A 26,990-nucleotide genomic window follows, 5' to 3' on the forward strand; every position below is an offset into this window, starting at 1 on the left:
TCGGTCGTGGCTCTCAGTCAGCGCCACCCTCCGCGACCGGCTGACCGTCGGTGTCGGGCGCTGCCGCAGTCGGTGGCCGTGTCCGCACGTCCGCACCCTCGCGCTCGTCGATGACGTCGGCGTAGGCCTCGGGCATCACCTTCACGAAATTCGCCAGCTCCTCGTCCCAGTCATCGAGAACGGACTGCCCTCGGTCGGAATCGGTGTAGGTGACGTGGTTTTCGACCAGTCGACGGAGCATCCGCTCGTCCTTCTCGTCGAGTTCGGCGGTCGTCCGCACCATGCCGTGGTTGACGCGCGATTCGAACTCGCCCTCTCTGTCGAGCACGTACGCGACGCCGCCGCTCATGCCGGCCGCGAAGTTCTTGCCCGTCTCGCCGAGCACCGCGATCGCTCCCCCGGTCATGTACTCGCAGCCGTGGTCGCCGATCGATTCGACGACACCTTTGATCCCGGAGTTGCGCACCGCGAACCGCTCGCCGGCCTTTCCGTTGACGTAGATCTCGCCCTCGGTCGCGCCGTAGAGGGCGACGTTCCCGATCAAACTGTTCGCCTCGGGTTCGTAGGGCGCGGTCGGCGGCGTGTTCACGACGAGTTTCCCACCGGAGAGTCCCTTGCCGACGTAGTCGTTGGCGGTCCCGGTCAGATGCATCGTCACGCCCGCGGCGAGAAAGGCCCCGAAGCTCTGGCCGGCCGTCCCGTCGAAGTCCACGGTTATGGAATCCTCGGCGAGACCGTCGCCGCCGTGCTCGCGGGAGATGTGATTGGAGAGCAGCGCGCCGACCGCACGATCGGCGTTCGAGATGTTCCTGCTGAGCGAGACCGGTTTTCCGTCCTGGATCGCTGCCTCGGCGTCGGCGATCAGCTCGTGATCCAGCTGCTCGTCGATCTCGTGGGTCTGTTCTCGTACCTTCGTGCGCTCGGTACCCGGCTCGCCGTCGCTGCGCGGCTCGGCGAGCATCGACGAGAGATCGAGTTTCCTGGCCTTCTCGTTGTCGACGTCCTCGCGCTGAGCGAGGAACTCGGGTCGGCCGATCATCTCCTCGACTGTCGCGAAGCCGAGCTCGGCCATGATCTCGCGGAGCTCCTGGGCGATGAACGTCATGTAGTTGATGACGTGCTCGGGCTCGCCGGGGAATCGCTCCCTGAGCTCCTCGCGCTGGGTGGCGACGCCGACCGGACAGGTGTTCTCGTGACACTGGCGGGCCATCACACAGCCCGAGGTGACGAGGGAAGCAGTTCCGAACACGTACTCCTCGGCTCCCAGAAGCGCCGCGACAGCCACGTCACGACCCGTCTTCATCCCGCCGTCGGCCGAGACCCGGATGCGCGAGCGGAGTCGGGTCTCGCGGAGCAGCTGGTTCGCCTCGGCCAGTCCGAGTTCCCAGGGGAGCCCGGCGTTCTTGATCGAGGTGCGCGGGCTCGCGCCCGTGCCCCCGGAGTGGCCCGAGATGTGGACGACGTCGGCGTTGGCCTTCGCCACACCCGCCGCGATCGTGCCGATCCCCGCCTCCGAGACGAGCTTCACGTTGATGTCCGCCTCGGGGTTCGCCGCCTTCAGATCGTGGATCAGCTGCTTCAGATCCTCGATCGAGTAGATGTCGTGCAGCGGCGGCGGCGAGATGAGACCGACGCCCGGCGTCGCGTATCTGACGTGGGCGATCATCTCGTTGACCTTCTTGCCGGGGAGATGGCCGCCCTCGCCGGGTTTGGAGCCCTGGGCCATCTTGATCTGTATCTCGTCCGCCGACGTGAGATACTCCGAAGTGACGCCGAACCGGCCCGACGCCACCTGCTTGACCGGGCACTCTTTCTCAGTATCGAACCGCGCTGGCGGCTCGCCACCCTCACCGGTGTTCGATTTCGCGCCCAGTCTGTTCATCGCGACCGCGTTCGTCTCGTGCATCTCCGGCGAGAGGCTGCCGAGGCTCATCGCCGCCGTCGAGAACCGCTCGACGATCTCGTGGATCGGTTCGACGTCTTCTACCGGAATCGGTTCGCGCTCGCTGTCGAACTCGAGCAGGCCGCGCAGCGTCTGGAGTTGCTCGTTCTGCTCGTTCATCAGGCGGGCGAACTCCTCGTACTGCTCGTAATCACCCTGTCTGACGGCCTGCTGGAGCGTGCCGACGGTTTGCGGGTTCCACTCGTGGAAGATCCCGTCCGAGCGGTGTTCGTACTCGCCCTGCCGTTCGATATCGGGCTCGTTGCCGAACGCGAGCGCGTGGCGATCTTCGAGGTCCGACTCGATCTCCGCGAGGCCGATCCCCTCCGTGCGGGCGGTCGTCCCCTCGAAGTAGTCGGCGACGAACTCGGAGTCCAGTCCGACTGCCTCGAAGATCTGGGCTCCCTGATAGCTCTGGACCGTCGAAATGCCCATCTTCGACATGGTCTTCAAGAGCCCGTCTTCGAGCGCTCCCCGGTAGGCCGCGACGGCCGCATCGCGATCGGCACCGTCCGCGCCGCGCGTGAGATCCGCGATCGTCCGGTAGGCGAGATAGGGGTTGACCGCCCCCGCACCGTAGCCGATCAGTGCCGCGACGTGGTGCACGGTACGAGGGTCGGCCGATTCGACGACGAGCCCGACGCGGTTGCGACGGCCGTTGCGCACGAGGTGATGGTGGACGGCACCGGTCGCCAGCAGCGACGGGATCGGCACCCGCTCGTCGCTCGCCGTTCGATCGGAGAGCACTAGAATATCGCTCTCGTCGGCGGCCGCGGTCGCCTCGCGCCGCACGCGCTCGACGGCCGATTCGAGGTCACCGTCGACGTCGTAGGTGATGTCGACGATCCGACTCTTCATTCCGTTCGCTGCCTCGTCGCCCATCCCCCTGATCGCTGCCGTCTCGGTGTTCGAGAGAACGGGCGACTCGGCGACGAGCTGGCGGGCGTGGGCCGGCGACTCGGCGAGCAGGTTGCGCTGGTTGCCGAGGCGCGTTTCGAGCGACGTCACCAGTTCCTCGCGGATGTAGTCGAGCGGCGGGTTCGTCACCTGCGCGAACAGCTGTTTGAAGTAGCTGAACAGCGGGCGGTTGAACTGCGAGAGAACGGAGAGAGGTGTGTCGTCGCCCATCGAGCCGACCGGATCCGTCCCCGTGGTCGCCATCGGTTCGAGCAGGTTGTCGAGTTCGTCGTGGGTGTAGCCGTAGAGCGCCTGCCGGCTGCGGAGATCGGTGTCGTCCTCGGATTTCGCGTGTCCCTGACGATCGCCGGCCGCGTCAACGAGTTCATCGAGAATTACCTGCTCCTCGTCGATCCACTCGCCGTAGTTCTCGTCGGTCAGCTCCGCGAACACCTCCTCGTCAGGTAGAACGCGCCCTTCCTCGGGATCGGCGAGGAACAGCTGGCCGGGTTCGAGCCGGCCACGCTCGGCGACGTTCGCCGGGTCGAAATCGAGCGCCCCGGTCTCGGAGGCCATCACGAGCCGGTTGTCGGTCGTCACGTCGTAGCGACAGGGCCGGAACCCGTTGCGATCGAGCACCGCGCCGACCCGTTCGCCGTCCGTCGCCGCCACCAGTGCTGGCCCGTCCCACGGCTCGGAGAGCGAGGCGTGGAAATCGTAGAACGCCCGGCGCTCGTCGCTCATCTCGTGTTCGTCGCCGCGGAACGCCTCCGGGATCAGCAGCCTGAGCGCGTGTGGGAGCTCGCGGCCCGATTCCATGAGGAGTTCGAGCGCGTTGTCGACGCTCGCGGTGTCCGACTGCTTCGCATCGGCGATCACCGGCCTGACCGCATCGACGTCGAACTCGTCGGTGTCGATGTCGGTCTCGCGGGCGCGCATCCAGTTGACGTTGCCCTGAATCGTGTTGATCTCGCCGTTGTGGACGGTTCGCCGGTAGGGATGGGCGAGATGCCACGCGCCGAGCGTGTTGGTCGAAAACCGCGCGTGGACCATGACGAACGTCGAGGCGAGCCGCGAGTCCCGGAGGTCGGGGTAGTAGCCGCCGAGCTGATCGCCCTTCAGCAGTCCCTTGTAGACGAGCGTCCGGCGGTCGAGCGAGCAGACGTAGAACTGCTCGTGGCCCACGGGCTCGCGCCCGGCGACGCGCTGTTCGACCGTCCGACGGCCGACGTAGAGTTGCGTGTCGAACTCGTCGGTGGCAAGGTCCTCGTCAGGGACGACGATCGCCTGAAAGACTGCGGGTTCGGAGTCGAGCGCCGTTCGACCCAGTTCGGCGTTGTCCGTCGGGACCGCCCGCCAGTGGGCGACCGAGAGATCGTGTTCGGCGAGTGCGTCGGCGACGAGTTCCTGAAGCGCCTCGCGCGCGGCGTCGTCCTGCGGGAAGAACAGCGATCCAACAGCATAGATCTCGGGGAGTTCGATCGGGAGTTCGTCGGCGAAAAAGTCGTGGGGCGTTCGAAGCATGACGCCAGCACCGTCGCCGGTGTCTTCCTCCGCGCCGGTCGTCCCGCGATGTTCGAGGTTCGCGAGGAGATCGAGCCCGTCGGCGACGACCGAGTGGCCCCCCTCCCCGTCGAGATCCATGACGACCCCGACGCCGCAGTTCGCGCGCTGCTCGGACGGATCGGCCAGTCCCGTGGCCGCCGACTGCTCTCCAGAGGGGTATGTGTTAACCATCTGCACCCGAGTCTTCCGGTCGTGTATAAGAGGTTGACCCTGAAGGACTAAATGTGTGCTAATACCAAATAAGGGACGGTAGGAATCGTTCCGACGATCGTCAGCGCCGAAAGAGAGGGAGATGGCGGGATAGTGGAGCTTCTCAGTAGGATTTGGCGAAGTAGGCCGTCTCGGTCGCGTCGTCGCCACAGATCGCACACGTATCGTCGATCGGCCCCTCGTCCTCGTCGAGCGGGACCATCACGATCTCGGCGGCGATCTCGTCCTTGATCTCGGTCTCGCAGCCTTCCTCGCCACACCAGGCGGTCTTGACGTAGCCACCGTGCTGGCCGATCGTACCGAGCAGTTCGTTGCGGCTCCCGGCCTCGCGGACGTTCTCTTCGAGCTCCTCTTCGGCGGCGGCGTAGAGTTTCGCGTAGACAGTGTCGAGATGGTCCTCGACCGTGGCGGCGATCTCGTCCCGCCCCTCGACGATCGATTCGCCGTCCGGGCGGTGGACGAGCGTCGCTTCTTCATCCTCGACCTCGTGCGGCCCGATCTCGATACGCAGCGGGACGCCGTTGAGCTCCCACTCGTTGAACTTGAAGCCGGGGTTGCGCCCGTCGCGGTCGTCAAGCTCCACCCGCAAGCCCGCCTCGTCGAGCTCGGCGGCGAGTTCAGCGGCGTAATCGAGCACCTCCTCCTGGGTGTCCTCCTGCCAGATAGGCACGACCACGACCTGTTCGGGTGCAATCGCGGGCGGGAGGACGAGCCCCTGATCGTCCGAGTGGGTCATGACCATCCCGCCGAGCGCGCGCCAGGAGAGCCCCCACGAAGCCGTGTGCGCGACGTGTTCGTTCTCGTCCTCGTCGACGTAGGTCACGTCGAACGCCTCGGCGAACCCGTCGCCCAGGTAGTGACTCGTCGCCGCCTGCAGGGATTTACCATCGGGCATCAGCGACTGCACGGCGGTCGTCGTGTCGGCCCCCGGGAACTTGTCGTGTTCGGGCTTTCGCCCCTCCAGCACGGGGATCGCGAGCACCTCCTCGTGGAGGCGGCGGTACTGTTCGAGCCGGAGCATCGTCTCCTCCCACGCGCTCTCGCCGTCGCGGTGGGCGGTATGACCCTCCTGCCAGAGGAATTCCTTCGTACGGAAGAACGGTTTCGTGTCCGTCGCCTCCCAGCGGACCACCGAACACCACTGGTTGAGGCGCATCGGGAGATCGCGGTGGCTCCGGATCCACTGGCTCATGAACGGCGTGATGATCGACTCGCTGGTCGGGCGAACCGCGAGGCGCTCGTCGAGTTCGTCGTTGCCCGCCTCCGTCACCCACGCGACTTCCGGGTCGAACCCCTCGACGATCTCCTTTTCCCGTTCGAGATAGCTCTCGGGGATGAACATCGGGAAGTAGCTGTTCTGGACGCCCGTGTCTTTGAACCAGCCGTCCAGATGGTCCTGAATCCCTTCCCAGAGGGCGTAGCCACGGGGGCGGGTGACGATGAACCCGCCCATCGGCGCGTAGTCCGCGAGCCCCGCCTTCTGGACGAGTTCGGCGTACCACTCGCCGGGGCTGTGCTCCTTCGATTCGGTGATCCCGAGGTCCTGCTGTGGGTCGCTCATAGATACCGATCCGTCCGCTGGGTTAAACACGGTACGATTCGCACAGGTGTCGGAGCTATTCGAGGCGGCGTTTGGTCTCGCGGTGGCGATAGCGGAACATCGGTTCGAAACCGATGTCGCCGAAGGGTTCGGCGAGGCGAGCGAGCTCGCCGAACGGGAGGCGGTACTCCACGCGATCGCGAAGGATCGTCCCGCCGGCATCGGCGTAGAAACTGTGAGTGTGGACCCAGCGCTCGAACGGGCCGTCGTGCATCGTGTCGCGGAACAGTCCTGCCTGTCCGTCGCGCCGCCGCTCGACGATGCGGGAGGTCCAGCCCTGTCGTGGGCCGACGCCGAACGGGCGCATCGAGAGGTCGATCTCGGACCCCTTCTCCAGAATATCGGGATCGGGTTCGCCGTCCGGGCCGCGCGAGGCCTCTACCTGGAGGTTCATGAACCGTGGCGTGACCGCGGTCAGCCCGGTGGTCGCCGAGTGGAACTCCCAGACGTCCTCGAAGGGCGCGCGCAGGTACGTCTCGCGTTCGTAGGTGGCCATAGTCCACCCTCGCCCCGCGCGGGCAAAACTCCCGCGGACGGGCGACGGCGAAAAAAGCGGCACGCATATATCTCGCCGCTGAGAATCGGCAAGTATGACCCGGACCTGCAGGAACTGCAAGCGCACCTTCGGCAGCGAACTCGAACTCGAACTCCACCGCGACGTCTGTTCGGACGCCCAGTTGGTCTGTGAGGTATGTGGCGAGCGCTTCGCCGAGCGATACGCGACGACGGACGGCTGGCGATACGACTGTCCGAACGACGACTGCGACGGCACAGGACTGAAAGAGGACCTCCGACCCGTCAGCGACGTTCTCGTCGGTCAGTAGCGTCGCCGGCGAGTCGTTCGATCGCGACCAGCGCCCGCCGACAGACGGGTGCGTACGCCGCCGCAGGCAGCGGGATCTCGAACGCCGCCCGACAGTTCTCATCCACAGGTTCGACTCGATGGCCAGTCGCCGGAACGCCGGCGACGCGCCACGTCCACCGACGATCGGCGCAGCTCCTGACGCGAAACGGAACCCGTAGTCCGCTATCCGGCAGGCCCGAGAACAGCACGCTGGGACCGACGGTCTCGACGTGGCCACGTGATCCCTCCTGGATGAATCGGTCGGGACAGTCGACGGCCGCGATCGACGGTCCCCACTCGGGCCAGCGCTCGGTATCGGTGAGGATCGACCAGACGATGTCCGCGGGCGCGTCGATGGGTCGTGAAATCACGAGTCGGCGGCCGTCGGGCGTGTGCTCGATGGACGTGTCCACGACACGTCTCCGACCCCGGGAAGGATATACTGACGGGCAAACGCTGGCGATGAGCGGTATCGACGTCGATTGCTGTGGTTTTTCCCAGCGGCCGCCGATGACATGCTATGGAATACACGACCCTCGGTGACACGGGGATGGAAGTCAGTCGGCTCTGTCTCGGCTGCATGAGCTTCGGCAGCTCGGAGTGGCGCGACTGGGTGCTCGAAGAGGAGGAGAGCCACGAGATCATCGAGCGTGCGATCGACCTCGGCATCAATTTCTTCGACACGGCGAACATGTATTCGCTCGGCGAGTCCGAGCGCGTGCTCGGCAACGCACTCGCGGGCTACGACCGCGACTGGCCGGTCGTCGCCACGAAGGTCTATCATCCGATGGACGAGGAGAATCCGAACGCCGGCGGACTCTCCCGGAAGGCCATCGAACAGGAACTCGACAACTCGCTCGACAGGTTGGGGATGGACACGATCGACCTCTATCAGACCCACCGCTGGGACGAGAACACGCCGATCGACGAGACGCTCGGCGCGCTCGACGACGCGGTGCGCCGGGGGAAGGCCAGATATATCGGCGGCTCGTCGATGTGGGCCCAGCAGTTCGCCGACGCACTGCACACGAGCGAAGTGGAGAACCTCGAACGGTTCGTGACGATGCAAAACCACTACAATCTCGTCTATCGCGAGGAAGAGCGCGAGATGCTCCCGCTCACCGACAAGGAGGGGATCGGCGTCATGCCGTGGAGCCCGCTCGCGCGCGGCTACCTCACCCGACCCCACGAGGAGATCGGCGCGACCGACCGCGGCGCGAGCGAGGAACACCTCTACGAGCATCCCTACCGCGCGGGCGGCGGGCGGGAGATCAACGAGCGCGTGCAGGAGCTCGCCGACGAGAAGGGCGTCACGATGGCACAGATCTCGCTGGCGTGGCTGCTACACAAGGAGTGGGTCGACGCACCGATCGTCGGCACGACGAGCGTCGAACACCTCGAACAGGCCGTCGAGGCACTCGATATATCGCTCTCCGAGAGCGACCAGAAATATCTCGAAGAGCCCTACGAACCGGTGCCCGTCTCGGGCCACGACTGAGTCGATCGACCCGTCGTGCGATAGCGTTCCACTCGCTTTATCCGCGTCTCGACCGTACGACCGCCGTGAACACCGACCGTGCCACGCTCGCGGCGATGATCTTCGCCGTCATGTTCGGACAGGTGGCACTCTATCCCGGCGTGCCGGAGCTCGTCGCCGCACTCGATGCGCAGACGACGCTCGACGCGAGCACGTGGTTTCTCGCGGCCGAATACGCGGGCTTCGTCCTCTTCGCCGGCGTCTGGGGTGCACTGAGCGATGCCGGCGGCCGCCGTTCCCGGTTCATCGTCGCCGGCGCGCTCGGCGGCGTGGCGAGCTACGCGCTCCTGGTCGGGCTCGCGTGGTTCACCGAGATCGGCTTCACGACGATGCTCCTCATCCGGTTCGTCGAGGGAAGCTTCACCATCGGAGCGTTCTCGCTGTCGATAACGATGCTGATGGACATGGAGGGCGGGCACGGCCGCAACATGGGTGCGGCGGGCATCGCCATCGGCTCGGGGACGGCGCTCGGCGCGCCGCTCGGCGGCCAGCTCTCGGCCGTCGGCCCGCTCGTCCCGCTGGTCGTCGCCGCCGGCCTGCTCTGTCTCGTCGCGCTGCTCGCGGTGCGACTGTCGGAGCGCACGATCGAGAGCCGGCGGGGCGGCATCGGGGCGGCGCTCTCGGGGCTCGCCGACCGGCCGGCGCTCGGACTCCCCTACCTGTTCGGCTTCGCCGACCGCTTTACTGCAGGGTTCTTCGCGCTCATCGGGACGCTCTACTTCAGGCAAACGTTCGGCCTCGATGCCGGCACGGCGGGGCTCGTGCTCGGCCTGTTCTTCGCGCCGTTCGCGCTCGGTCAGTATCCGATGGGCCGGCTCTCCGATCGGATCGGTCGCCTGCTCCCCGTCGTCGCCGGGTCGGTGCTCTACGGCGGCGCGGTGCTCGCGGTCTATCTCGCCCCGACGATCGAGATCGCCGGTGCGACGATGATTCTTCTGGGGATCGCCGGCGCGCTCGTCGCTCCAGCGACGATGGCGCTCGTCACCGATCTCGCGACCGACCGCGGCACGGCGATGGGCGGGTTCAACGTCTTCGGCAGCCTCGGCTTCCTCGTCGGCACCGTCGGCGGCGGCGCGATCGCCGACAGTTTCGGCTTCGGCGCGGCCTTCCTCGCCGCCGCGGCGCTCGAAGCCGGCGTCGTGATCGTGACGCTGCCGCTGCTCGTCCGCCTCGATGTCCCGCGGAGCGTGCTGCTCGGTGATCACGACTCCGCGTGAGGGGCGACACCAATCGCTTCCGAGAACGTTTCCCGCTGGAAGCGGTAGCCGACGCATGGCCGATCCAGAATCCGTGGTCCGGCGGTACTACGAACTCGTCGACGCCGAGAACTACGACGATCTCGTCGCGCTGTTCACCGACGACGTCAGCTACGAACGGCCCGGCCAGGACGCCATCGAGGGTCGCGACGCGCTGCGAACGTTCTACGAGGAGGGTCGCCCGCTCGACGACGGCTCCCACGAGGTCCACGACGTGCTCGTCGATGGCGATACGGTCGCCGTTCGGGGGTCGTTCTCCGGCCGGCAGAACGGCAAGCACGTCGGGTTCGGCTTCGCCGATATCCACGAGTTCGACGACGGAGCGATCGCGCGGCGATACACCTTCACCGACCGCGACGAGGTCTGAATCGCGATCCCGTACGGGAATTTTCGTTTCAGCAGATTTATTCGGAATCGAGACCGAGCAGTCGTATGCATCGTTCTCACACGGTCAGTAACGTCTCGTTCGATCGTCCCGCCGTCGGGCGGTCGGCGAACTGATGTCGTCCGCGGCCGAATCGGGCGACGTCGATTATAGCGCCCGCGCACGCGAAGCGCTCGGCTACTCGCGCTGGTGGCAGATCGCCGCCGCCGGGGTGATGATGGCACTCATCAGCCCCTATCAGTACGTCTGGTCGTCGATCGAGGGGCCGCTAGCGGCCGATCTCGATCTCCAGCTGTCGGCGCTCGGCCTCGTGTTCACCCTGTTCGTCGCCTTCCAATCGATCTCACAGTTCCCCGTCGGGGCGTGGCGCGACAGCCACGGCCCGCGCCGCATCAGCCTGCTCGCCGGCGTGCTCGCCGGCGGCGGCTATCTCGGTCTCGCCTACGTGACCGAACTCTGGCAGGTTTACGTGCTCTACTCGCTCGGCGCGATCGGCGTCGGCATCGTCTACACCGTCTCCATCAACACCGCGCTCAAGTGGTTCCCCGATCGGCGCGGGCTCACCACGGGAATCGGCACGATGGCCTTCGCCGCCGGCAGCGCCGCGTTCATCCCCTACGTCCGTGCGAACACGACCGTCGGCGGCTATTCCGAGGTACTCCGCAACATGGGACTGCTCATCGGTATCGGTATCCTCGTCGGCGCGGTCGTGCTCCGCGACCCGCCGACCGACTGGCTTCCGGGACGAACCGACGGCGGGCAGGCGACGGCAGCCGCGCACTCGGGGCGCGACTACACCTGGCGCGAGATGCTGCGCACCTGGCAGTTCTGGGATCTGCTCGTCATGTTCGCGTTCGTCAACACGGCCGGGCTGATGCTGACGGCGAAGGTCGTCTCGTTCGCACAGGAGTTCGGCATCGGAGCGATCGTCGCCACCGCCTCGGCGACGATCCTCGCACTCGTCGGCGGCCTCAGCCGCGTCGTCGTCGGCGGCATCTCGGATCGGTTCTCGCGCCGGCGCGCCATCCTCGCGTCGGCGATTCTGACGGGTGTCGGCCTGTTCGCGCTCGTCTGGTTCGCCCAGCGCGGCTCTGCAATCGGCTTCGTCGCCGGTGTGATCATCACGACGTTCTTCTGGAGCCCGCAGTTCGCACTCTTCCCGAGCATCGTCGGCGACTACTACGGGCAGGCGAACTCGTCGAGCAACTACGCGCTGGTCTACATGGGGAAGGTCGCCGGCGGTACCCTCGGCGGCGTCGTCGCCGGCTTCCTCATCACCATCGTCGGCTGGTCGACGACGTTCCTCATCGGCGGCGGGCTCTCACTGCTGGCGGGCATCGGTGCGTTCGTGCTCAGACCGCCCAACCGATCCTGATAAAAATACGTCGAGAGTGTCAGTAGCCGGCGACCGTGCCGTCCTTCCGGGGTTCGGTCGCGCCCGAAAGGGTACCCTCGTTGTTTCGTGCGATCTGTGCGCCGCCGAACTGCGTCGGCGTGTCGATGCGCACGTCGTGACCCATGCGGGCGAGTTTCGTCGCGAGGTGGCCACCGATGCGCCCCTCGACGGCGAGCGAGCCGTCCTCGCGGTAGCGCCAGCGCGGGCGGTCAAGCGCCGCCTGGAGGGGAAGGTCGTGATCGACGAGGTTCGAGATCACCTGCACGTGCCCCTGTGGCTGCATGAACCCACCCATGACGCCGAAGGCCGCCCAATCGTCCTTACTTTCCTCGGGCGCGAAATCGACGACACCGGGGATGAGCGTGTGGAACGGGCGCTTGCCCGGTTCGAGGCTGTTCGGATGGTCAGGATCGAGCGAGAACGAGGCACCACGGTTCTGGAGGGCGATCCCCGTCCCGTTGGCGACGAGACTGGAGCCGAAGCCGGCGAACAGCGAGTTGATGAGCGAGACGACGTTGCCCTCGCCGTCGGCAACGGAGACCAGAACGGTATCGGCGTCCTCGGCGTGGCTGTCGGGCACCCCGAAGCTCACATCGCTCGCGATCGAGCCGATGTCCGTCGCGCGTCGCGTGGCCCACTGCTGCGAGGCGAGCGGCGGCACGTCCTCGTGGTTGGGATCGGTGATGTAGCGATGACCGTCGTGGAACGCGCGCTTCATCGCCTCGGCGAAGTAGTGGACGCGCTCGGGAGATTCCAGCGGCTCCGCGCCGGCGTCGATCTCCTCGGCGATGTTGAGCGCTTCGAGCGCGATGAGCCCCTGATTGTTCGGCGGGAGTTCGTACACCTCCGTACCGTGATAGCGCGTCGAGACCGGTTCGGGAAACTCGACCTCGAACTCCGCGAGATCCGCGTGCGAGAGGAAGCCGCCTTTCCCCTGGATTTCGTCCACGATTGCGTCGGCGATCTCGCCCTCGTAGAACGCGTCCGCTCCCCGCTCGGCGATCGTCGCGAGGCTCTCGCCGAGGCGTGGGAGGCGAATCTGCTCGCCGGCTGCGGGGGCAGCGCCGTCGTTGAGATAGGCGTCGACGGCGTGGCTGTCGGTGAACAGCTCTTCGGCAGCCTGCCACTCGTGGGCGATGACCTCCGAGACGGGGTAGCCCTCGGTCGCGTAGCGGATCGCGGGCTGGAGCGCATCGCCGAGCGAGCGCTGGCCGTAGCGCTCGACGGTCGCCTCCCAGCCGCGCGCACTGCCCGGCACCGTGACGGCGTGCGGGCCGAGAAACGGCATGCTGATGTCGTCGGAGTCGTCGCTGCTATCGACCGCATAGCCGCGGTTTTCGGGATACCACGACGCCGACTGCTCGTGATCGCGCACCGACTGCCGGACGTTCTCGATGGTCGCATCGGCCGGCGCGCCGCCACAGGCCCGCATCGAGCCGACCTCCCCGTCGGCGGTCCGATAGAGTGCGAACGTGTCGCCACCCAGTCCGGTGCTCATCGGCTCGACGACGTTGAGCGCGGCGGCAACCGCCACGGCGGCGTCGAAGGCGTTGCCGCCACTTCGAAGGAGTTCGACGCCGGCCTCGGCGGCGAGCGGCTGGCTGGTGGCGACGATACCATCGTTCGCGTAGACGGTCGAACGACGTGAGGTGAACCGATCCAGATCGGGATTCGGCATGTGTTCGCTCACCATCCTATCCACCTAAAGATGGCTATCCGGCGGTGGTGTCGAACGCCCATTTCGTCACGGTCGATGTGGTGAATACGGCGTTGAAGACCGAAGTCACGGGCAAAAATCGGAGGAGGGAATTCAAGCCACAGTAGCCGATACGAACCGGCGGATTACCGGAGGAATCCGAGCAGTTCGTAGTCGTGGTCGGGGGTGTAGTTCCGGAACAGCAGGCTGTTCGACAGCACCGACACCGACGAGAACGCCATCGCCGCCGCGGCGAGCGCCGGCTGGAGCAGCCCGAGCGAGGCGAGCGGGATCATCGCCGTGTTGTAGCCGAGCGCCCAGAAGAGGTTCTGCTTGATCTTCTGGAGCGTCCCGTCGCTGATGCGAATGGCTTTCACCACGTCGAGCGGGTCGTCGCGCATCAGCGTGACGTCGGCGGCCTCGATCGCGACGTCGGTCCCCGAACCGATCGCCGTGCCGACGTAGGCGGTCGCGAGCGCCGGCGCGTCGTTGACACCGTCGCCGACCATCATCGCCCGCCGTCCGTCCTGCTGGATGTCGTCGATCGCGTCGGATTTGTCCTCGGGGAGCACGCCCGCACGGACATTGTCGGGATCGATGCCGACCGCCTCGGCGACCGCTTCGGCCGTCCGCTCGTTGTCGCCGGTGATCATCCGGACCGTCACGTCACGATCCTGTAGCGCCGCCACCGCCTCTTTGGCGCTCTCCTTCACCGTGTCGGCGTCGGCCACGACACCCAGGAGACGGCCGTCGCTCGTGCCGGCGGGCACGCGTGCGACCAGCATCGCGGTCTTCCCCTCGCCTTCGAGCCGTTCGAGCTCCTCGACGGCGGGTTCGGGATCGATGCCGGCCTCGCGCAGCAGCGTCCGGTTGCCGACGAGCACCTTCTCGCCGTCGACCGTTGCACTCACGCCCTGTCCGGGAACGTTCTCGAACTCCTCGGGATCGGCGAGATCGATGCCGCGCTCCTCGGCCCCGTCGACGATCGCCTGCGCGAGCGGGTGCTCGCTGCCGGATTCGGCGCTCGCGGCCGCCCGGAGCACGGTCTCCTCGTCGATTTCATCGGTGGCGGGTTCCGCGTCGCCGCCGATCGCTTGCGTACCACCGTCCGCCGCCGTCTCGGTGCCGCCGTCGGTGGCGGAGCGGTCGTCGAGCGGGACGACGTCGGTCAGCTCCATCTCGCCCTCGGTGAGCGTCCCGGTCTTGTCGAAGACGACCGTGTCGACGTCCTTGGCGCGTTCGAGCACGTCGCCACCCTTGAACAGGACTCCGTTTTTCGCACCGATCGAGGTGCCGACCATCGTCGCCGCGGGGGTCGCCAGCCCGAGTGCGCAGGGACAGGCGATCAGGACCGCGGAGGCGAACACGACCACGGCGAACTCGAAGACCGAGACCGTGCCGCCGGCGATCGCGGGTCCGCCGGCGACGAGCCCCCACAGCGGGAGCCAGTCGACGAAGCCGGCGAACGCTTCGGGGAACAGATACCAGACGACGCCCCAGAGCAGCGCGTTCGCGATCACGATCGGGACGAAGTACGACGAGATGCGGTCGGCGAGATTTTGAATGTCGGGCTGGCGCGACTGGGCTTCCTTCACGGTTTGGACGATCTGCTGGAGCGCCGTGTCCGCGCCGACCTTCGTCGCCTCGACGATCAGCAGACCGTTCTCGTTGATCGTCGAGCCGACCACCTCGTCGCCCTCGCCCTTCTCGACGGGCACCGACTCGCCGGTGACCATCGACTCGTCGACCGCCGACTGGCCCGAGACGACCGTGCCGTCGGTCGGGATCTTCTCGCCGGGTCGGACCTTCATCCGGTCGCCGACGTCGACCTCGTCGAGGGCGATCTCCTCTTCATTGCCGTCCTCGTCGACGACGGTCGCAGTGTCGGCCTCCATCTCCAGGAGCTGCTGGAGTGCCGCGCCGGCCTGGCCCTTCGAGCGGGCCTCCAGATAGTTGCCGAACGTGATGAACACGAGGATCAGCGCGGCGGTGTCGAAGTAGAGACTGCCCGCGAGCAGCCCGAGCAGGACGACGACCGAGTAGACGTAGGCCGTCGACGAACCGAGCGCGATCAGTACGTCCATGTTCGCCGTCCGGTTCTTGACGAGCGCGTTGTACGCGTTTGCGTAGAACGGCCGCCCGAGCACGAGCTGGACGGGCGTCGCGAGCAGGAACTCGATCCAGCCGAAGTCGACACCGAAGATCGTCTCGGGGAGCGCGCCACCACCCAGCAGCAGCTTCTCGACCATGAATGCGATCAGCGGGAGCGACAGCGCCGCGCCGAACAACGTGAGCCGGAGCTGACGGCGGATCTCACCTTCGCGGGCGGCGTCGCGCTGGTCTTGTTCCGAATCGCCGCTGCCGTCGTCGCGTACGGGCGAGTAGCCGGCGTCCTCGATAGCCGCGTAGAGATCCTCGCGGTCGGTGTCGGCAGGATTGTATTCGACGGTCGCCTCGTCGGTCGCGTAGTTGACCTCCGCAGAGAGGACACCCGGCACGGCTTCGAGCGCCTCCTGGTTGGTCTCGGCGCAGTTCGCACACGACATGTCCGTGATGGCGATCGACGTCGAGCTGCTCACCGCCTCGTAGCCGGCGTCGTCGACCGCATCGTAGATCTCGGAAAGCGACACGGCGTCGGGATCGTAGTCGACGGTTCCCTCGTCGGTCGCGTAGTTGACGGTCGCCTCGCTCACCCCCGCGAGCCCCTCCACTGCTTCCGTTATCGACTGGGCGCACGTCGCACAGCTCATGCCCCGAACGTCGAGTCGGGCGGTTCGGTTACTCATCGGTTATAACTACGGGTCCCACGTTTAACCTGGTTTCCGTTACGATCATCGAAGATTCTCGGCAGCAGGATCTTCGATTCCAAACCCGATCGAGACCGATCACGCAGCGCCTTCCTCGAATCGTTCGTACTGCTCCTCGAATCGCGCCTCGCAGGAGGGACAGCAGAACTGATAGAGATCGCCGTCGATCCGGGTCGCGACGCCCTCGCTCGTCACCGTGTTGCCACACTCCGCACACGTGAGCGCGAACTCCGTACCGCCGGTCGAGGGGCGCCACTCGGCGTCCGTGAGCAGTTCGACCTCGTAGTCGGCGATGCGATCGGTCTCGATCGTCCGCGAGAGCCAGGACGGAACGTCGCCGTCCGCGATGCGCGCATAACAGAGGAGGTCACCCTCGGCAGTCGTAAACACGTACTCGACGGCCTCGGCGTTGAGCAGGGTCTCGCGAACGCCCGCGAACCCGTCGGTGGCCACCGACAGCGTGAGCAACACCGGCACGCCACCGCCGAGCTGCGAGCGGTCGATATCGACCGTGAACCGACGGAGAACGCCGCGTTCCTGGAGGCGTTCGACGCGGTCGGCGACCGCCGGTGCCGAGAGGCCGACGACCTCGGCGAGTTCGCTCCAGGGTCGGCGTGCGTCGCTCAGCAACAGTTCGAGCAGTTCGAGATCGGTTTCATCGAGATCGCGCATGCCGAATCGACGGGTGCGACGACCAAAGGTCCTTCCGATGATCGGTTTGGAATCGATGGTTCGACGGTCGATCGATCATCGATTCGTAGTCGCTGCCGGAAAACGAGAAGGGTGAGCACGGAGGGGTCGAACCGGTACGAGATCTGGGCCGCAGTGCTTTCGAGTCTATCGCGGTCTACGGTCGCGGCGCGGCCTTCTGGAGCGCCGTTTCGGCGATGTTGCCGCCGTAGTCGGCGCTGCGGGACAGCGAGTCCGCGACGAGACCGAGCCGTTTGACGCGCTGGGGATCGAGCGTTCGGAGGAGGTCGTCCACTTCGCGGGCACGTTCGTCGACCGTCTCGATGCCCGCCATCGCCTCGTTGGCCAGTTCGACAGCCTCGTCGGAATCCTCCGAGAGCAGCGCGTCCATCGCCGTCTCGACGACCGCCGCGGCGTCGCTGTGGAGCGTCCCGAGCGCTTCGCCCGCGTCGTCGGGAACGCCGTCGAGCGCACCCGCGAGATCGGCGATCTTGGTCGCGTGATCGGCGACGCGTTCGAGCTGGCGCGCGCTCGTGTGGTAGTCGAAACACGTCTCGCGCGGTAGGCCGATGTCGGACGCCGCGCTCGGATGACGGAGCGCACCCCGGAAGACGCGCGAGGTCATATACCAGAGCCGATCGACGTCGTCGTCGCGCTCGATGACGTCGGCCGCCAGGTCCTCGTCACCGGTCCGCAGCGCCGTCACGGCGTCGTCGAGCATGGTGAGCGCGACCAGTCGCATCCGTGTGACGGCGTTGTGGATCGACAGTTCGGCTGAGTCGAGGAGATCCTGCAGACTCACGTGTTCGGCCGTCTCCTCGATGATTTCGAGCCCCACCAGCCCCTGGGCGGTCTCCCGGATGGTCCGGCGCTGGGCGGCATCGACGCTCGCGGTTTCGAGCGTGATGACGTCGAACCCGCTGACGTACATCGTCACGACCGCACGGGTGAGTTCGCCGTCGTTCAACCCCGTCACGTCGAGCGTCCCCTCGGCGTTCTCGGTCTCGGTGCGTGGGGTGAGCAACAGCGATCCCTCCTCGGGGTAGAACTCGATCTCGCCGCCGGCCTCGACGCCGTGGGCGGTCGCCCACCCCTTCGGCAACGAGACGGTGTACGTCGAGCCACCGGTGACCTGCACCTTGCGCGTCTCCATGCCTCGGATCGTCACGCCGTCACAATAAATCCGTGTATTCTATATAGTAAATCGGAAATTTGGCAAACGAGTAGAGAACATCCATCAATTGCCACAAATCGAACGCTTCGTCTCTGTATCGGTACATAGTTCGATATTGGGATCGTTATTCATCCGAAATCGGTCGTCGATCGGCGTGTAGACGGTGATTTCGGCGAAGGGTACATTAGGTGGAGGGTCCGACGGGGCGACATGCCCCGCGAAAGCTATCAGGAGCAACTCGACAGTCTCCGCGAGGACGTCCTCTACATGAGCGAGATCGTGCTCGAACGCCTCCGAATGGGGCTCGAAGCGCTCTCGACGAAGGACGAGCGCCTCGCACACGAAATCATCGAGGGTGACGACGAGATCAATCGGATGTATCTCGATCTCGAACGGAGCTGCATCGATCTCTTCGCCCTCCAGCAGCCCGTCGCCGGCGATCTCCGCTTCATCGCCGCCTCGTTCAAGATCATCACCGATCTCGAACGGGTCGCCGATCTCGCCACCAATCTCGGCGAGTACACCCTGCAGGCCGAACGCGACGTCTTCCCCGAGGTCGACATCCAGGGCATCGGGGGCGTCACCCAGGAGATGATCGAAGCGGCGATGACGGCCTACGACGAGAACGACATCGACGCCTGCTACGCCATCGACGAACGCGACAACGAGCTCGACGATCTCTGTGAGCGTGCCTCGGAGATCGTCGTCCGCGACCTCATCGAGTCGGAGCTCGACCCTTCCGACACCGACCAGCTCATGGCCGACGTCTCCCGCCTGCTGCTCACGATCCGCGACCTCGAACGCGTCGGCGACCACGCCGTCAACATCTCCGCACGCACACTCTACATGGTCGACAACGACGACGAACTCATCTACTAGTACCTTTTTACTTCGTCGGGTGGCCTCCCTGCGGTCGGCCACCACTCCTCGCAAAAAGCTACGCTAAAAACTCCCTGCTCGCGCCTGACGGCGCTCGCAGTGAACCACGCTCACTGCTCACGGCTCACTCCGTTCGCCGTTCGCTTCCGAGGTTCTCTCCGGTCGAACTCGCTTCGTTCGCGCGGACACTACCACCCCCGCGACGCCCGCAAAACCGCACAGCACCGCCTCGCCGAAGCCCTCGCGCTCCCGCTGGTCGCGCTCGCCCTTCATCCGCCAGGGACAGCATGATAAGCGATTCGACGGCAGAGAACGGAGATCGACGGAGCGTTCGCAGAGAGGTGGACAACTTTCGATCGACTTGCGATGCGACGTTCCCCAGCCGGTAATTCGATCAGTTCGATCGAGGCGTGATCTCGATCCATCCTAATGGATGGAAGGCAAGCGCCGAAGCACGAAGTCGACCAGAAAACGTGGCGTTAGTAGTGTCGTTCCTTCGGCTCGTAGCTCTTGTCCTCACCGTCGAGGATGACCGGCGCGTAGTAGAGATCGGGCGAACCCTCGTTCCACGCGAGCATCGTGTGTTTGATCCAGTTCTCGTCGTCGCGGTCCTGGTGCTCCTCGCGCCAGTGTGCACCTCGGAACTCGGTGCGGGCGAGCGCCGAGAGGGTGATCGCCTCGGCGAGATCGATGAGATTTCTGGTCTCGATCGTGTGCTGGAGATCGGTGTTGAACGTGCGCGAGGGATCGTTGACGTAGACGTCTTGGTAGGCCTCGCGGGCCTCGCGGATGTCGCGCAGCGCCTGCTTCAGGCCCTCCTCGTTGCGGAAGACGTTCACGTTCTCGGTCATCGACTCCTGGAGTTTCGAGCGGATATCGGCGTGCTGGACGCCCTCGTCCTTCTCCAGGAGATGCTCGATGCGCGCCCGTTCCTCGTCGAGCGCGCGTTCGACGGTCTCGTCCATGCCGACGACCGCACCACCGTCGGTCGCGCGATCGTCGCCGGCCCGTCCGCCGTCGGCGGCCACACCGTCCTCGGAAGGGTCGATCGCGCCCGGCGAGACGGGAGTATCGACGTCGCCGGAGCCGATGCTCGCGGAGGGGCCCGTCTCGATTTCGGCGGTCTCCATCTCCTTGCCGGCGGCGTGGCGACCCGCGCGTGCGCCGAAGACGATGAGTTCGGGCAGCGCGTTCCCGCCCAGACGGTTCGAGCCGTGGACCGAGACACAGGCACACTCGCCGGCAGCGTACAGCCCGTTGATACAGGTCTCGCCGTTCTCCGAGACCTCGATACCGCCCATCGCGTAGTGCTGGCCGGGCTTGACGCGCATCGGGTCCTCGAGCGGGTTGACGCCCTCGAAGTCCTCGGAGAGATGGATGATGTTTTCGAGCCGATCGGTGATGCGCTCCTCGCCGAGGTGGCGCATGTCGAGATGGACGTAGTCGTCCTCGAAGCCCCGGCCCTCGTTGATCTCGGTGAGCTCCGCCCGCGCCACGACGTCGCGGGAGGCGAGCTCGCCGACGTTCTTGGCGTAGCCACCCTCGAACATGAAGCGCTCGCCCTCGGAGTTGTAGAGGATGCCACCCTCACCGCGGACGCCCTCGGTGATCAGAACGCCCGTGGAGGGCAGCGTCGTCGGATGGAACTGGATGAACTCCATGTCCTCCAGAGGAACGCCCGCCCGGTAGGCCATCGCCGGCCCGTCGCCGGTGTTGGCGACCGCGTTCGTGGTGTGATCGTAGACCTGGCCCGGCCCACCCGTGGCGAGGATCACGCCGTTGCGGGCCTTGAACGCGTCGACCTCCCCGGTCTGAACGTCGTAGGCGACGACGCCGTGGCACTCGCGGTCTTCGGGATCGGCGTGGTCGGTGACAGCGAGGCGGGAGACGTACCACTCGTCGTAGACCGTGATGCCTCGTTTGACGACCTGCTCGTACATCGTATGTAGCAGGTGGTGGCCCGTCTCCGCGCCGGCGTAGGTCGTCCGGGGGAAGGAGAGCCCGCCGAAGGGTCGCTGGCTCATCCGGCCGTCGTCGTCTCTGGAAAAAGCCATCCCCCAGTGTTCGAGCTGGACGGTCTCCTTGGGACTCTGATGGCAGAGCGTCTCGATGGCGGGCGCGTCGCCCAGATAGTCCGACCCCTTCATCGTGTCCTCGGCGTGGCTCTCGAAGGAGTCGCCATCGCGGAGCACGGCGTTGATCCCGCCCTCGGCGGCCCCCGTGTGGCTCCGCACGGGGTGGAGTTTCGAGACGAGGGCGACGTCCGCGCCCTCCTCGTTCGCCGCGACCGCCGCCCGAAGGCCGGCCCCGCCCGCGCCGACCACGATGACGTCGTGTTCGTGCATCCTTGTTCGTGATGAGAGCTACCCGGACTTGAGGTTGTTCATGCCCGCGTCGAGTTCCGGAATTTCGACGGACGCCTTCAGGCCGAGTATGGATTCGTACTGGCGTTCAGTCGCTGCACACCATCGACGCTGTCGAACCCGTCGTCGAACGAGTAGATGTACGAATCATCGGTTTTGCGAGCGTATGCGATGAGTATCACGTCCACGAGCGAGAGCCTTGTCGACAGCCAGCGTCTGCAACTCGCCCGCCGGTACCCGGGCGAGTTGCGCACATACCTTCGCAACCGAAGCGAGAGTAGCAATTAGACTGTAGCACAGTTCGCAGAACGTTTCTTAGTTCATTGGTGGAAGAGCAGAATTGCAGGGGCCCACAATCAGCAATGTGCTACAGATGAGCGTCGAACACTCCAAGCGTGTGTAGTGGTTTCGATGATACCGATTACGGTTTCGGTGACTTGCACGAGAAAGCCATAGTGGTATGAAGAAGCCTGCGAATTGCCAACATAGAAAGCTAATAGATGAGGTGAGACGGCATCCACCTTCAAATGAGTCAGGGCCGGTGACGAGGCAGAAGTGTTGAGACGCGACGGTTAGCGATGAACTATGAACCAGAAACATCACCGACAATCGACAGAGGCATCGACGACCAGTTCACGACGCCGACTACTTCAGGGAGCGGCAATCGCAGGCACCGGACTGCTTGCGGGTTGTCTCGGAAGTGCGTCCTCGGCGGGGCGTGCCCTGACGATCGGCTATCAGCCCTACTATGCGGAGGCATGGTCGGCGCTGATCATCAAAAACGGTGGACTGGCTGCAAAGCATCTCCCAGAGGGCTATTCGGTCAAAAGCTGGGATTCGGCACTTCAAGGCTCGATCGTGGGGACACGACTCATCGCTGGCAAGAATCAAGTCGGCTACACTGGCGACATGCCGACGATCACTGCGATAGCCAACGATGATACCCCAGTAAGCGCGGTCGGCATCGCCGGCTTCTCGAAGGGTCAGCAGTGCAATCTCGCGGTCGTTCCAAAGGAATCGTCTATCGCGAAGGCTGCAGCAATGGACGGCAAAGACGTCGCGGTGACGACCGGGAGCTGCACTCATCGGTTTTACCTCAACGTCATCGAGAAGATCGGCATCAATCCACAGCTGATCGACAACAGTATTGGCAACATCCTCGCCGAAATTCGGCAGGGATCGCTTCCAGTTGGCTTCGGCTGGGAGCCGAACATGGCTCGGGCAGTGTTTCAGGAGAACGAAGCACGCTATCTCCTGACGGGTGCACAGTTCGACACGGCAGACGCGGCTGGTATCATCATGCCCGATTCGTTCATCGAAGCCGATCGCGAGGCGGCTGTCGGCTGGCTCAAAGCTGAACTTGAAGCCAAGCGGATCATGGCTACACAGCCCGAACGCACGCTCGATCTCGTGTCCCAGGAGGGTGATCTGAGTACGTACGAACGAGAGACGCTCAGAGCTGCCCTGTACCGCACACCTCAACTCGGTAACAACGTGAGTCGACTCAACCTCACTACCGACTATCGGACGGTCCCACAGGTTGAACAGCTACTGAAACAGAAAGGACCGAAATTTCTCAAAGAACAGGGAGCGATCAGCGAGGTTCCGGCATCGAGCCGGTATCAGGCTGAACTCACCAAACAGGCCGCCGAGGAGCTGGGTGTCACGCTCGGTCCCGGACGGTTCGGCGGCAACACTGGTAACAACACGTCCACTACGACCGCCAGCGCGGGTGATCAGGCATGAGCACCCGCACGATTTCCGAACGTTTTGGTGAGGGGTTCAGCGAATTCCAGCGAATTCCTCGACGGATTCGACAGGCGGCATCCATCGCTGGGTTCCTCGCTGTGTGGTGGGCGCTGGTCAACTTCGGGATACTTGGTTTCGAATTCCTCTCCGGTCCCGTCGAGACGATAGCGCTCCTGGCGACGTATCTCGCCGGGAAGCCGATAGCTAGCGGCGGCACGATCTATCTCCATGCTGCCTATTCGACTTTCCGAGTGATCGTCGGCGTCGGCGTAGCGACCGCCCTCGCGATACCAGTGGGGCTGGCCATTGGAACGAGTCGATGGTTCCGGGAGCTCACCTTTCCGGCCTTGGAGTTGTTTCGGCCGATTCCACCGGTTGCGTGGGTTCCGATCAGCATCCTCTTGTTACCTTCAGTGACGGTTCTGAGTTTTCAGTTGAGCTTCGCTGTCGTGTTCGTCGTGTTCATCGGAGCCTTCTTCCCGATACTCATCAACACCATCGAGGGCGTCGATCTCGTCGAAGCCGAGTACGTCCGTGCAGCGAAAAGCCTCGGAGCCGGGGACAGACAGGTGTTCCGCGAGATCATCCTCCCAGCGACGCTGCCATCGATTCTCACCGGGGTTTCGCTCGGCATTGGTCTGGGCTGGATCACCGTCGTTGCGGCTGAAATCATCGCGGGCAACTACGGGCTGGGCTACTCCATCTACCAGGCGTACCGACTGCTCGCGACCGATGACGTGCTCGTCGGGATGATCGCCATTGGGATCCTCGGCTATGCCTCCTCGGCGCTCGTCACGCGACTCGGGGGCCGGGCGATGGCGTGGAACAGTGACGAAAGCAGCTAACGAGACAACCATGAGCAACCAAAACGACATCGACATCGAGGCGAACGGTGGCGTACAGCGAGCCGACAGCACGCGACAGACACTGACTGATGCCCACCAGACCGCTGGTGCGCAGTCGGAGCGTGAGGCATCCGGGACGGTCGACATCGACGATCTGACGAAACTCTACGACCTAGATGATGACGGAGTTGTCACGGTTGAGGTCATGAATCAAAATATCGATGCCGAGGAAGTCGTCACTGTTCTCGGTCCGTCGGGTCGTGGGGAACAGGCTGGGTCTCGATAATGGCTGTTTCAGAGCGCATCTCGACGATCGATGTCGGCCAGTGGGCGCGACGGATAATCTCGGTTGCGGCAGTGTTCGTCCTCTGGGCGCTCGCGACGAATCTCCTCGGGCTCGTTCCGAACCTGCCGTCGCCGCTCGACGTCGGCGCGACTCTCGTTGAATCGCTGGTCGAGTCGTCCTTCTGGACTGCGACGGTCGTGAGTACGGCTCGTATCTATGTTTCTTTCGTCATCGCGGTTGCACTTGCAGTCCCGCTGGGGCTCGGCATCGGCTGGAGTCGTGTCTTCGCGGATTTCACGTTCCCAGCGCTGGAGACCTTGCGACCAGTACCGCCAGTCGCATGGATACCGGTCGTTTCGTTGGTGTTCCCGATCTTTTCGTTCGGTATCATTGGCTATCCCATCGATACGGGCATTCTCTTCATCACGTTCCTCGGGGCCTTCTTTCCAATTCTGCTCAACGCGGTCCAGGGTGTACAGAGCATCAACGAGGAGTATCCACGGGCTGCCGAGAGCCTTGGATCTAGTCCGTTTCAGACATTCCGGCATGTTATTTATCCAGGCGCACTGCCATCGATTCATGCAGGTATGATCAATGGGATGGGACTTGCGTGGGTCAACCTCGTTGCCGCGGAGATGATCGCTGGCACGGGATTGGGCTATCTCACGTGGTCATCGTACATTGCCGGCGACTACGCAACCATCGTCGTTGGGATGCTCTCGATCGGACTATTGGGATACGGTTCCTCGCTGCTGATCCGCTGGTTCGGCACGCGGCGGTTGCCGTGGATCGATGCTGACGCGATTTGAACGGGTCTTCTACTTCATCGGTAACAGGCTGTCAGAGAACCCGTCACACCTCAGTAGCACCTCGGAAACGATGTTTGAGAAGCAGTCAAATTGCAGCCATTCAGAAGCGATGATAGTAGTCCTCTCGACCAGTACCGAATACCATGCCAACCGTTCTATGACACAATAGTATCACGATCTATCGAGATGTACGTTCTCCTCGATCGTTATGTTTCTCCTCTCACCATTGAGGTGTGGATGTAGCCAGTAAGGAATGCAGAAATGATGATGGTGACCCATATGCCGCTGTTGGTCATGAATGGTTGGCCGAAGATAGCGCCGTGGATCCAGTATAAGATTATTGTGATGACTGCTCCGGTGATACCGGCAGCGATATCGATATGCGACACACTTGTGCTCACGCATTCATAATCTTACTTAGATATTGTGAATTGTCTGCCGGAAATGGAAAACTGCTTACCACGGATTATTGTGACCACACCGATCGTGTGTTCAGATAGCCACAATTTGCTCCGAGCACAGGTTGCTACGTACATCCCGATGGCGGACCGATCATTCCACCACTTCACCGACCAGCATGCTCATCAGTAGTTTGAACACGACGAACACGACAGCAACAGCCATGAGAAGATACGCGGCTCGCCAGTAACCGCTCGCTCGGCCGCCTCAGAATATCGGATCACACCACCACAGCGAGGTCGCGACTATTTGAGGATTTCATAAGATGAATCGTACGTGTTTAGCCCAAGCGATTTCGGTAGTCTCTCCTAGTGTACTGTCAGCCGTGAGCTGAAAGACCCATCTTGTCGTGGATCGTAGACTGGTGGTAATGTCCCAGTCGACGTATCCAATCGAGTTGACCGAGGAAGAGCGCGATACACTGAACGGCATCACATCTCACGGCGTCCACCGGGCGCAGAAGATTACTCGCGCACGTATCCTCCTCCAAGCCGACGACGGCAAGAGTGACTCGGCGATCGCCGAGTCACTCGGCTGTAGCCCGAGTACGCCGTGGCGAACACGGAAGAAGTTCCACGAACGCGACCGGCTCGAAGCCATCGAGCGCAAGGATCCTGACCGCACCTACGAACGCAAACTCGACGGTGAGGACGAAGCTCACCTCATCGCCCTCGCGACCAGCGAACCGCCCAAAGGCTACTCTCAGTGGTCGCTCCGGCTCCTTGCCGACGAACTCGTTGTCCTCGAGGAGATCGACCACGAGTCGATCTCCTACGAGACCATTCGTCAAGTCCTCAAAAAAACGAACTCCAGCCTCACCGATCCAAACAATGGGTGATCCCGCCGGATCAAGACACTGAGTTCGTCTATCACATGGAGGACGTCCTCTCGCTCTACCGCGAACCGTACGATCCAGATCGACCTCTCGTCTGTTTCGACGAGCACCCGACACAGTTGATCAAGCACGTCAAGCAACCGCGCCCGGCTGAGCCGGGCACGGTTGCCCGGGAAGACTACCACTACGAGCGCAACGGCACCAAAAACCTGTTTCTGGCCTCCGAACCGCTCGCCGGCTGGCGAGCGGTGAGGGTCAAAGACCGGCGAACCACCGAAGATTGGGTGCATTTCATCCAGCATCTCGTGGATCAGCACTACCCGGATGCGGACTGCATCCGGGTGGTGCTGGACAATCTCAACACGCACAACCCAGCCGCCTTCTACGAATATTTCGAACCGGCTGAAGCACGTCGGTTACTCGACAAGCTCGAATTCCACTTCACCCCAGTCCATGGCAGTTGGCTCAACATGGCGGAAATCGAGTTCAATACGATCCAACAGCAGTGTCTCGACCGGCGTATCCCCGATGCGGCGACACTCCGTCAGGAGGTCGCCGCATGGAAGAAGGAACGAAACAGCGGTGAAACGGATATTGACTGGCGATTCACGACCGACGATGCTCGCATCAAATTGAAACGCCTATATCCTTCAATTGACGACTGACAGAGCACTAGGGCCCGTACGAGTAGTGCAGTAGGTCGATGCAACAGGCGAACGAGTTCATCTTCGAGGGATGGTCTCCGGATCGGAGACCATCCCGTCT

Annotated in this window: 21 protein-coding genes; 11 read left to right on the plus strand and 10 right to left on the minus strand. The window is 64.1% G+C overall.

The genetic code is table 11. The features are described 5' to 3' along the window. Positions 1-13: 13 nt before the first annotated feature. From gltB to C451_RS13575, 3 genes are all read right to left on the minus strand, one after another. Positions 14-4,576, minus strand: coding sequence for a glutamate synthase large subunit (gene gltB / locus C451_RS13565; protein WP_007741435.1), 4,563 nt, complete (start codon positions 4,574-4,576; stop codon positions 14-16). Positions 4,577-4,718: 142 nt separating this feature from the next. Continuing rightward, complete coding sequence (proS, locus tag C451_RS13570; RefSeq protein WP_007741436.1) at positions 4,719-6,176, minus strand: proline--tRNA ligase; 1,458 nt, start codon at positions 6,174-6,176, stop codon at positions 4,719-4,721. Positions 6,177-6,231: 55 nt separating this feature from the next. Next, positions 6,232-6,711: an SRPBCC family protein gene (locus C451_RS13575; protein ID WP_007741437.1), complete on the minus strand. Its 480-nt coding sequence runs from the start codon at positions 6,709-6,711 to the stop codon at positions 6,232-6,234. 94 nt (positions 6,712-6,805) lie between these two features. Between C451_RS13575 and C451_RS13580 the strand changes: the two genes are divergently transcribed. Further along, positions 6,806-7,039, plus strand: a complete 234-nt coding sequence (locus tag C451_RS13580) for a hypothetical protein (RefSeq protein ID WP_007741438.1) — start codon at positions 6,806-6,808, stop codon at positions 7,037-7,039. Here the strand turns inward: C451_RS13580 and C451_RS13585 are convergent. Continuing rightward, positions 7,014-7,472, minus strand: a complete 459-nt coding sequence (locus C451_RS13585) for an SRPBCC family protein (RefSeq protein ID WP_007741439.1) — start codon at positions 7,470-7,472, stop codon at positions 7,014-7,016. The two genes, C451_RS13580 and C451_RS13585, sit on opposite strands and share 26 nt — an antisense overlap. 107 nt (positions 7,473-7,579) lie before the next feature. Here C451_RS13585 and C451_RS13590 point away from each other — a divergent pair, with 107 nt between their 5' ends. From C451_RS13590 to C451_RS13605, 4 genes are all read left to right on the plus strand, one after another. Beyond that, the gene (locus C451_RS13590; RefSeq protein WP_007741440.1) at positions 7,580-8,557 is read left to right on the plus strand and encodes an aldo/keto reductase; all 978 of its coding nucleotides are present in this window, start codon (positions 7,580-7,582) and stop codon (positions 8,555-8,557) included. Between the two features lie 65 nt (positions 8,558-8,622). Continuing rightward, positions 8,623-9,813 (plus strand): MFS transporter, encoded by a 1,191-nt coding sequence (locus tag C451_RS13595; protein WP_007741442.1) that lies wholly within the window; start codon positions 8,623-8,625, stop codon positions 9,811-9,813. 55 nt (positions 9,814-9,868) lie between these two features. Further along, positions 9,869-10,219 carry a nuclear transport factor 2 family protein gene (locus C451_RS13600; protein WP_007741443.1) on the plus strand — a complete coding sequence of 117 codons (351 nt, stop codon included), beginning with the start codon at positions 9,869-9,871 and terminating at the stop codon, positions 10,217-10,219. A gap of 133 nt (positions 10,220-10,352) precedes the next feature. Further along, the gene (locus tag C451_RS13605; protein ID WP_007741444.1) at positions 10,353-11,612 is read left to right on the plus strand and encodes an OFA family MFS transporter; all 1,260 of its coding nucleotides are present in this window, start codon (positions 10,353-10,355) and stop codon (positions 11,610-11,612) included. A 19-nt stretch (positions 11,613-11,631) separates the two neighbouring features. Here the strand turns inward: C451_RS13605 and ggt are convergent, their stop codons facing one another. From ggt to C451_RS13625, 4 genes are all read right to left on the minus strand, one after another. Next, positions 11,632-13,326 (minus strand): gamma-glutamyltransferase, encoded by a 1,695-nt coding sequence (gene ggt, locus C451_RS13610; RefSeq protein WP_007741445.1) that lies wholly within the window; start codon positions 13,324-13,326, stop codon positions 11,632-11,634. A 149-nt stretch (positions 13,327-13,475) separates the two neighbouring features. Next, positions 13,476-16,115, minus strand: a complete 2,640-nt coding sequence (locus C451_RS13615; RefSeq protein WP_007741446.1) for a heavy metal translocating P-type ATPase — start codon at positions 16,113-16,115, stop codon at positions 13,476-13,478. 99 nt (positions 16,116-16,214) lie between these two features. Next, entirely contained in the window at positions 16,215-16,808 is a 594-nt protein-coding gene (locus tag C451_RS13620; protein WP_007741447.1) for an AsnC family transcriptional regulator, read from the minus strand. 175 nt (positions 16,809-16,983) lie between these two features. Then, positions 16,984-17,979, minus strand: coding sequence for a phosphate uptake regulator PhoU (locus C451_RS13625; RefSeq protein WP_007741448.1), 996 nt, complete (start codon positions 17,977-17,979; stop codon positions 16,984-16,986). A gap of 231 nt (positions 17,980-18,210) precedes the next feature. On the opposite strand from C451_RS13625, the gene phoU reads away from it, so the two are divergent. Continuing rightward, positions 18,211-18,879, plus strand: coding sequence for a phosphate signaling complex protein PhoU (gene phoU / locus C451_RS13630; RefSeq protein WP_007741455.1), 669 nt, complete (start codon positions 18,211-18,213; stop codon positions 18,877-18,879). 479 nt (positions 18,880-19,358) lie between these two features. On the opposite strand, the gene C451_RS13635 is transcribed toward phoU, so the two are convergent. Together C451_RS13635 and C451_RS24095 are read right to left on the minus strand one after the other, a co-directional pair. Then, positions 19,359-21,224 (minus strand): FAD-binding protein, encoded by a 1,866-nt coding sequence (locus C451_RS13635; protein WP_007741457.1) that lies wholly within the window; start codon positions 21,222-21,224, stop codon positions 19,359-19,361. Between the two features lie 77 nt (positions 21,225-21,301). Continuing rightward, on the minus strand, positions 21,302-21,424 hold the full coding sequence (locus tag C451_RS24095; protein WP_275039333.1) for a hypothetical protein: 123 nt from the start codon (positions 21,422-21,424) through the stop codon (positions 21,302-21,304). Positions 21,425-21,827: 403 nt separating this feature from the next. On the opposite strand from C451_RS24095, the gene C451_RS13640 reads away from it, so the two are divergent. From C451_RS13640 to C451_RS21135, 5 genes are all read left to right on the plus strand, one after another. Then, positions 21,828-22,988 (plus strand): ABC transporter substrate-binding protein, encoded by a 1,161-nt coding sequence (locus tag C451_RS13640; protein WP_007741458.1) that lies wholly within the window; start codon positions 21,828-21,830, stop codon positions 22,986-22,988. After that, the gene (locus tag C451_RS13645; RefSeq protein ID WP_007741461.1) at positions 22,985-23,836 is read left to right on the plus strand and encodes an ABC transporter permease; all 852 of its coding nucleotides are present in this window, start codon (positions 22,985-22,987) and stop codon (positions 23,834-23,836) included. Before C451_RS13640 ends, C451_RS13645 begins: the two co-directional genes overlap by 4 nt. A 10-nt stretch (positions 23,837-23,846) precedes the next feature. Next, positions 23,847-24,122 (plus strand): hypothetical protein, encoded by a 276-nt coding sequence (locus C451_RS13650; protein WP_007741462.1) that lies wholly within the window; start codon positions 23,847-23,849, stop codon positions 24,120-24,122. Further along, positions 24,122-24,931, plus strand: coding sequence for an ABC transporter permease (locus C451_RS13655; RefSeq protein WP_007741463.1), 810 nt, complete (start codon positions 24,122-24,124; stop codon positions 24,929-24,931). The genes C451_RS13650 and C451_RS13655 overlap by 1 nt, the downstream gene beginning before the upstream one ends. Before the next feature lie 829 nt (positions 24,932-25,760). Further along, positions 25,761-26,890, plus strand: a protein-coding gene (locus tag C451_RS21135; protein ID WP_152420473.1) for an IS630 family transposase whose coding sequence is annotated in 2 segments (ribosomal slippage) — positions 25,761-26,187 and positions 26,187-26,890 — 1,131 coding nt in all. Because the reading frame shifts where the segments join, the coding sequence is not laid out codon by codon here. Positions 26,891-26,990 lie beyond the last annotated feature (100 nt).

This window comes from Halococcus thailandensis JCM 13552, from assembly GCF_000336715.1.
GTDB lineage: Archaea > Halobacteriota > Halobacteria > Halobacteriales > Halococcaceae > Halococcus > Halococcus thailandensis.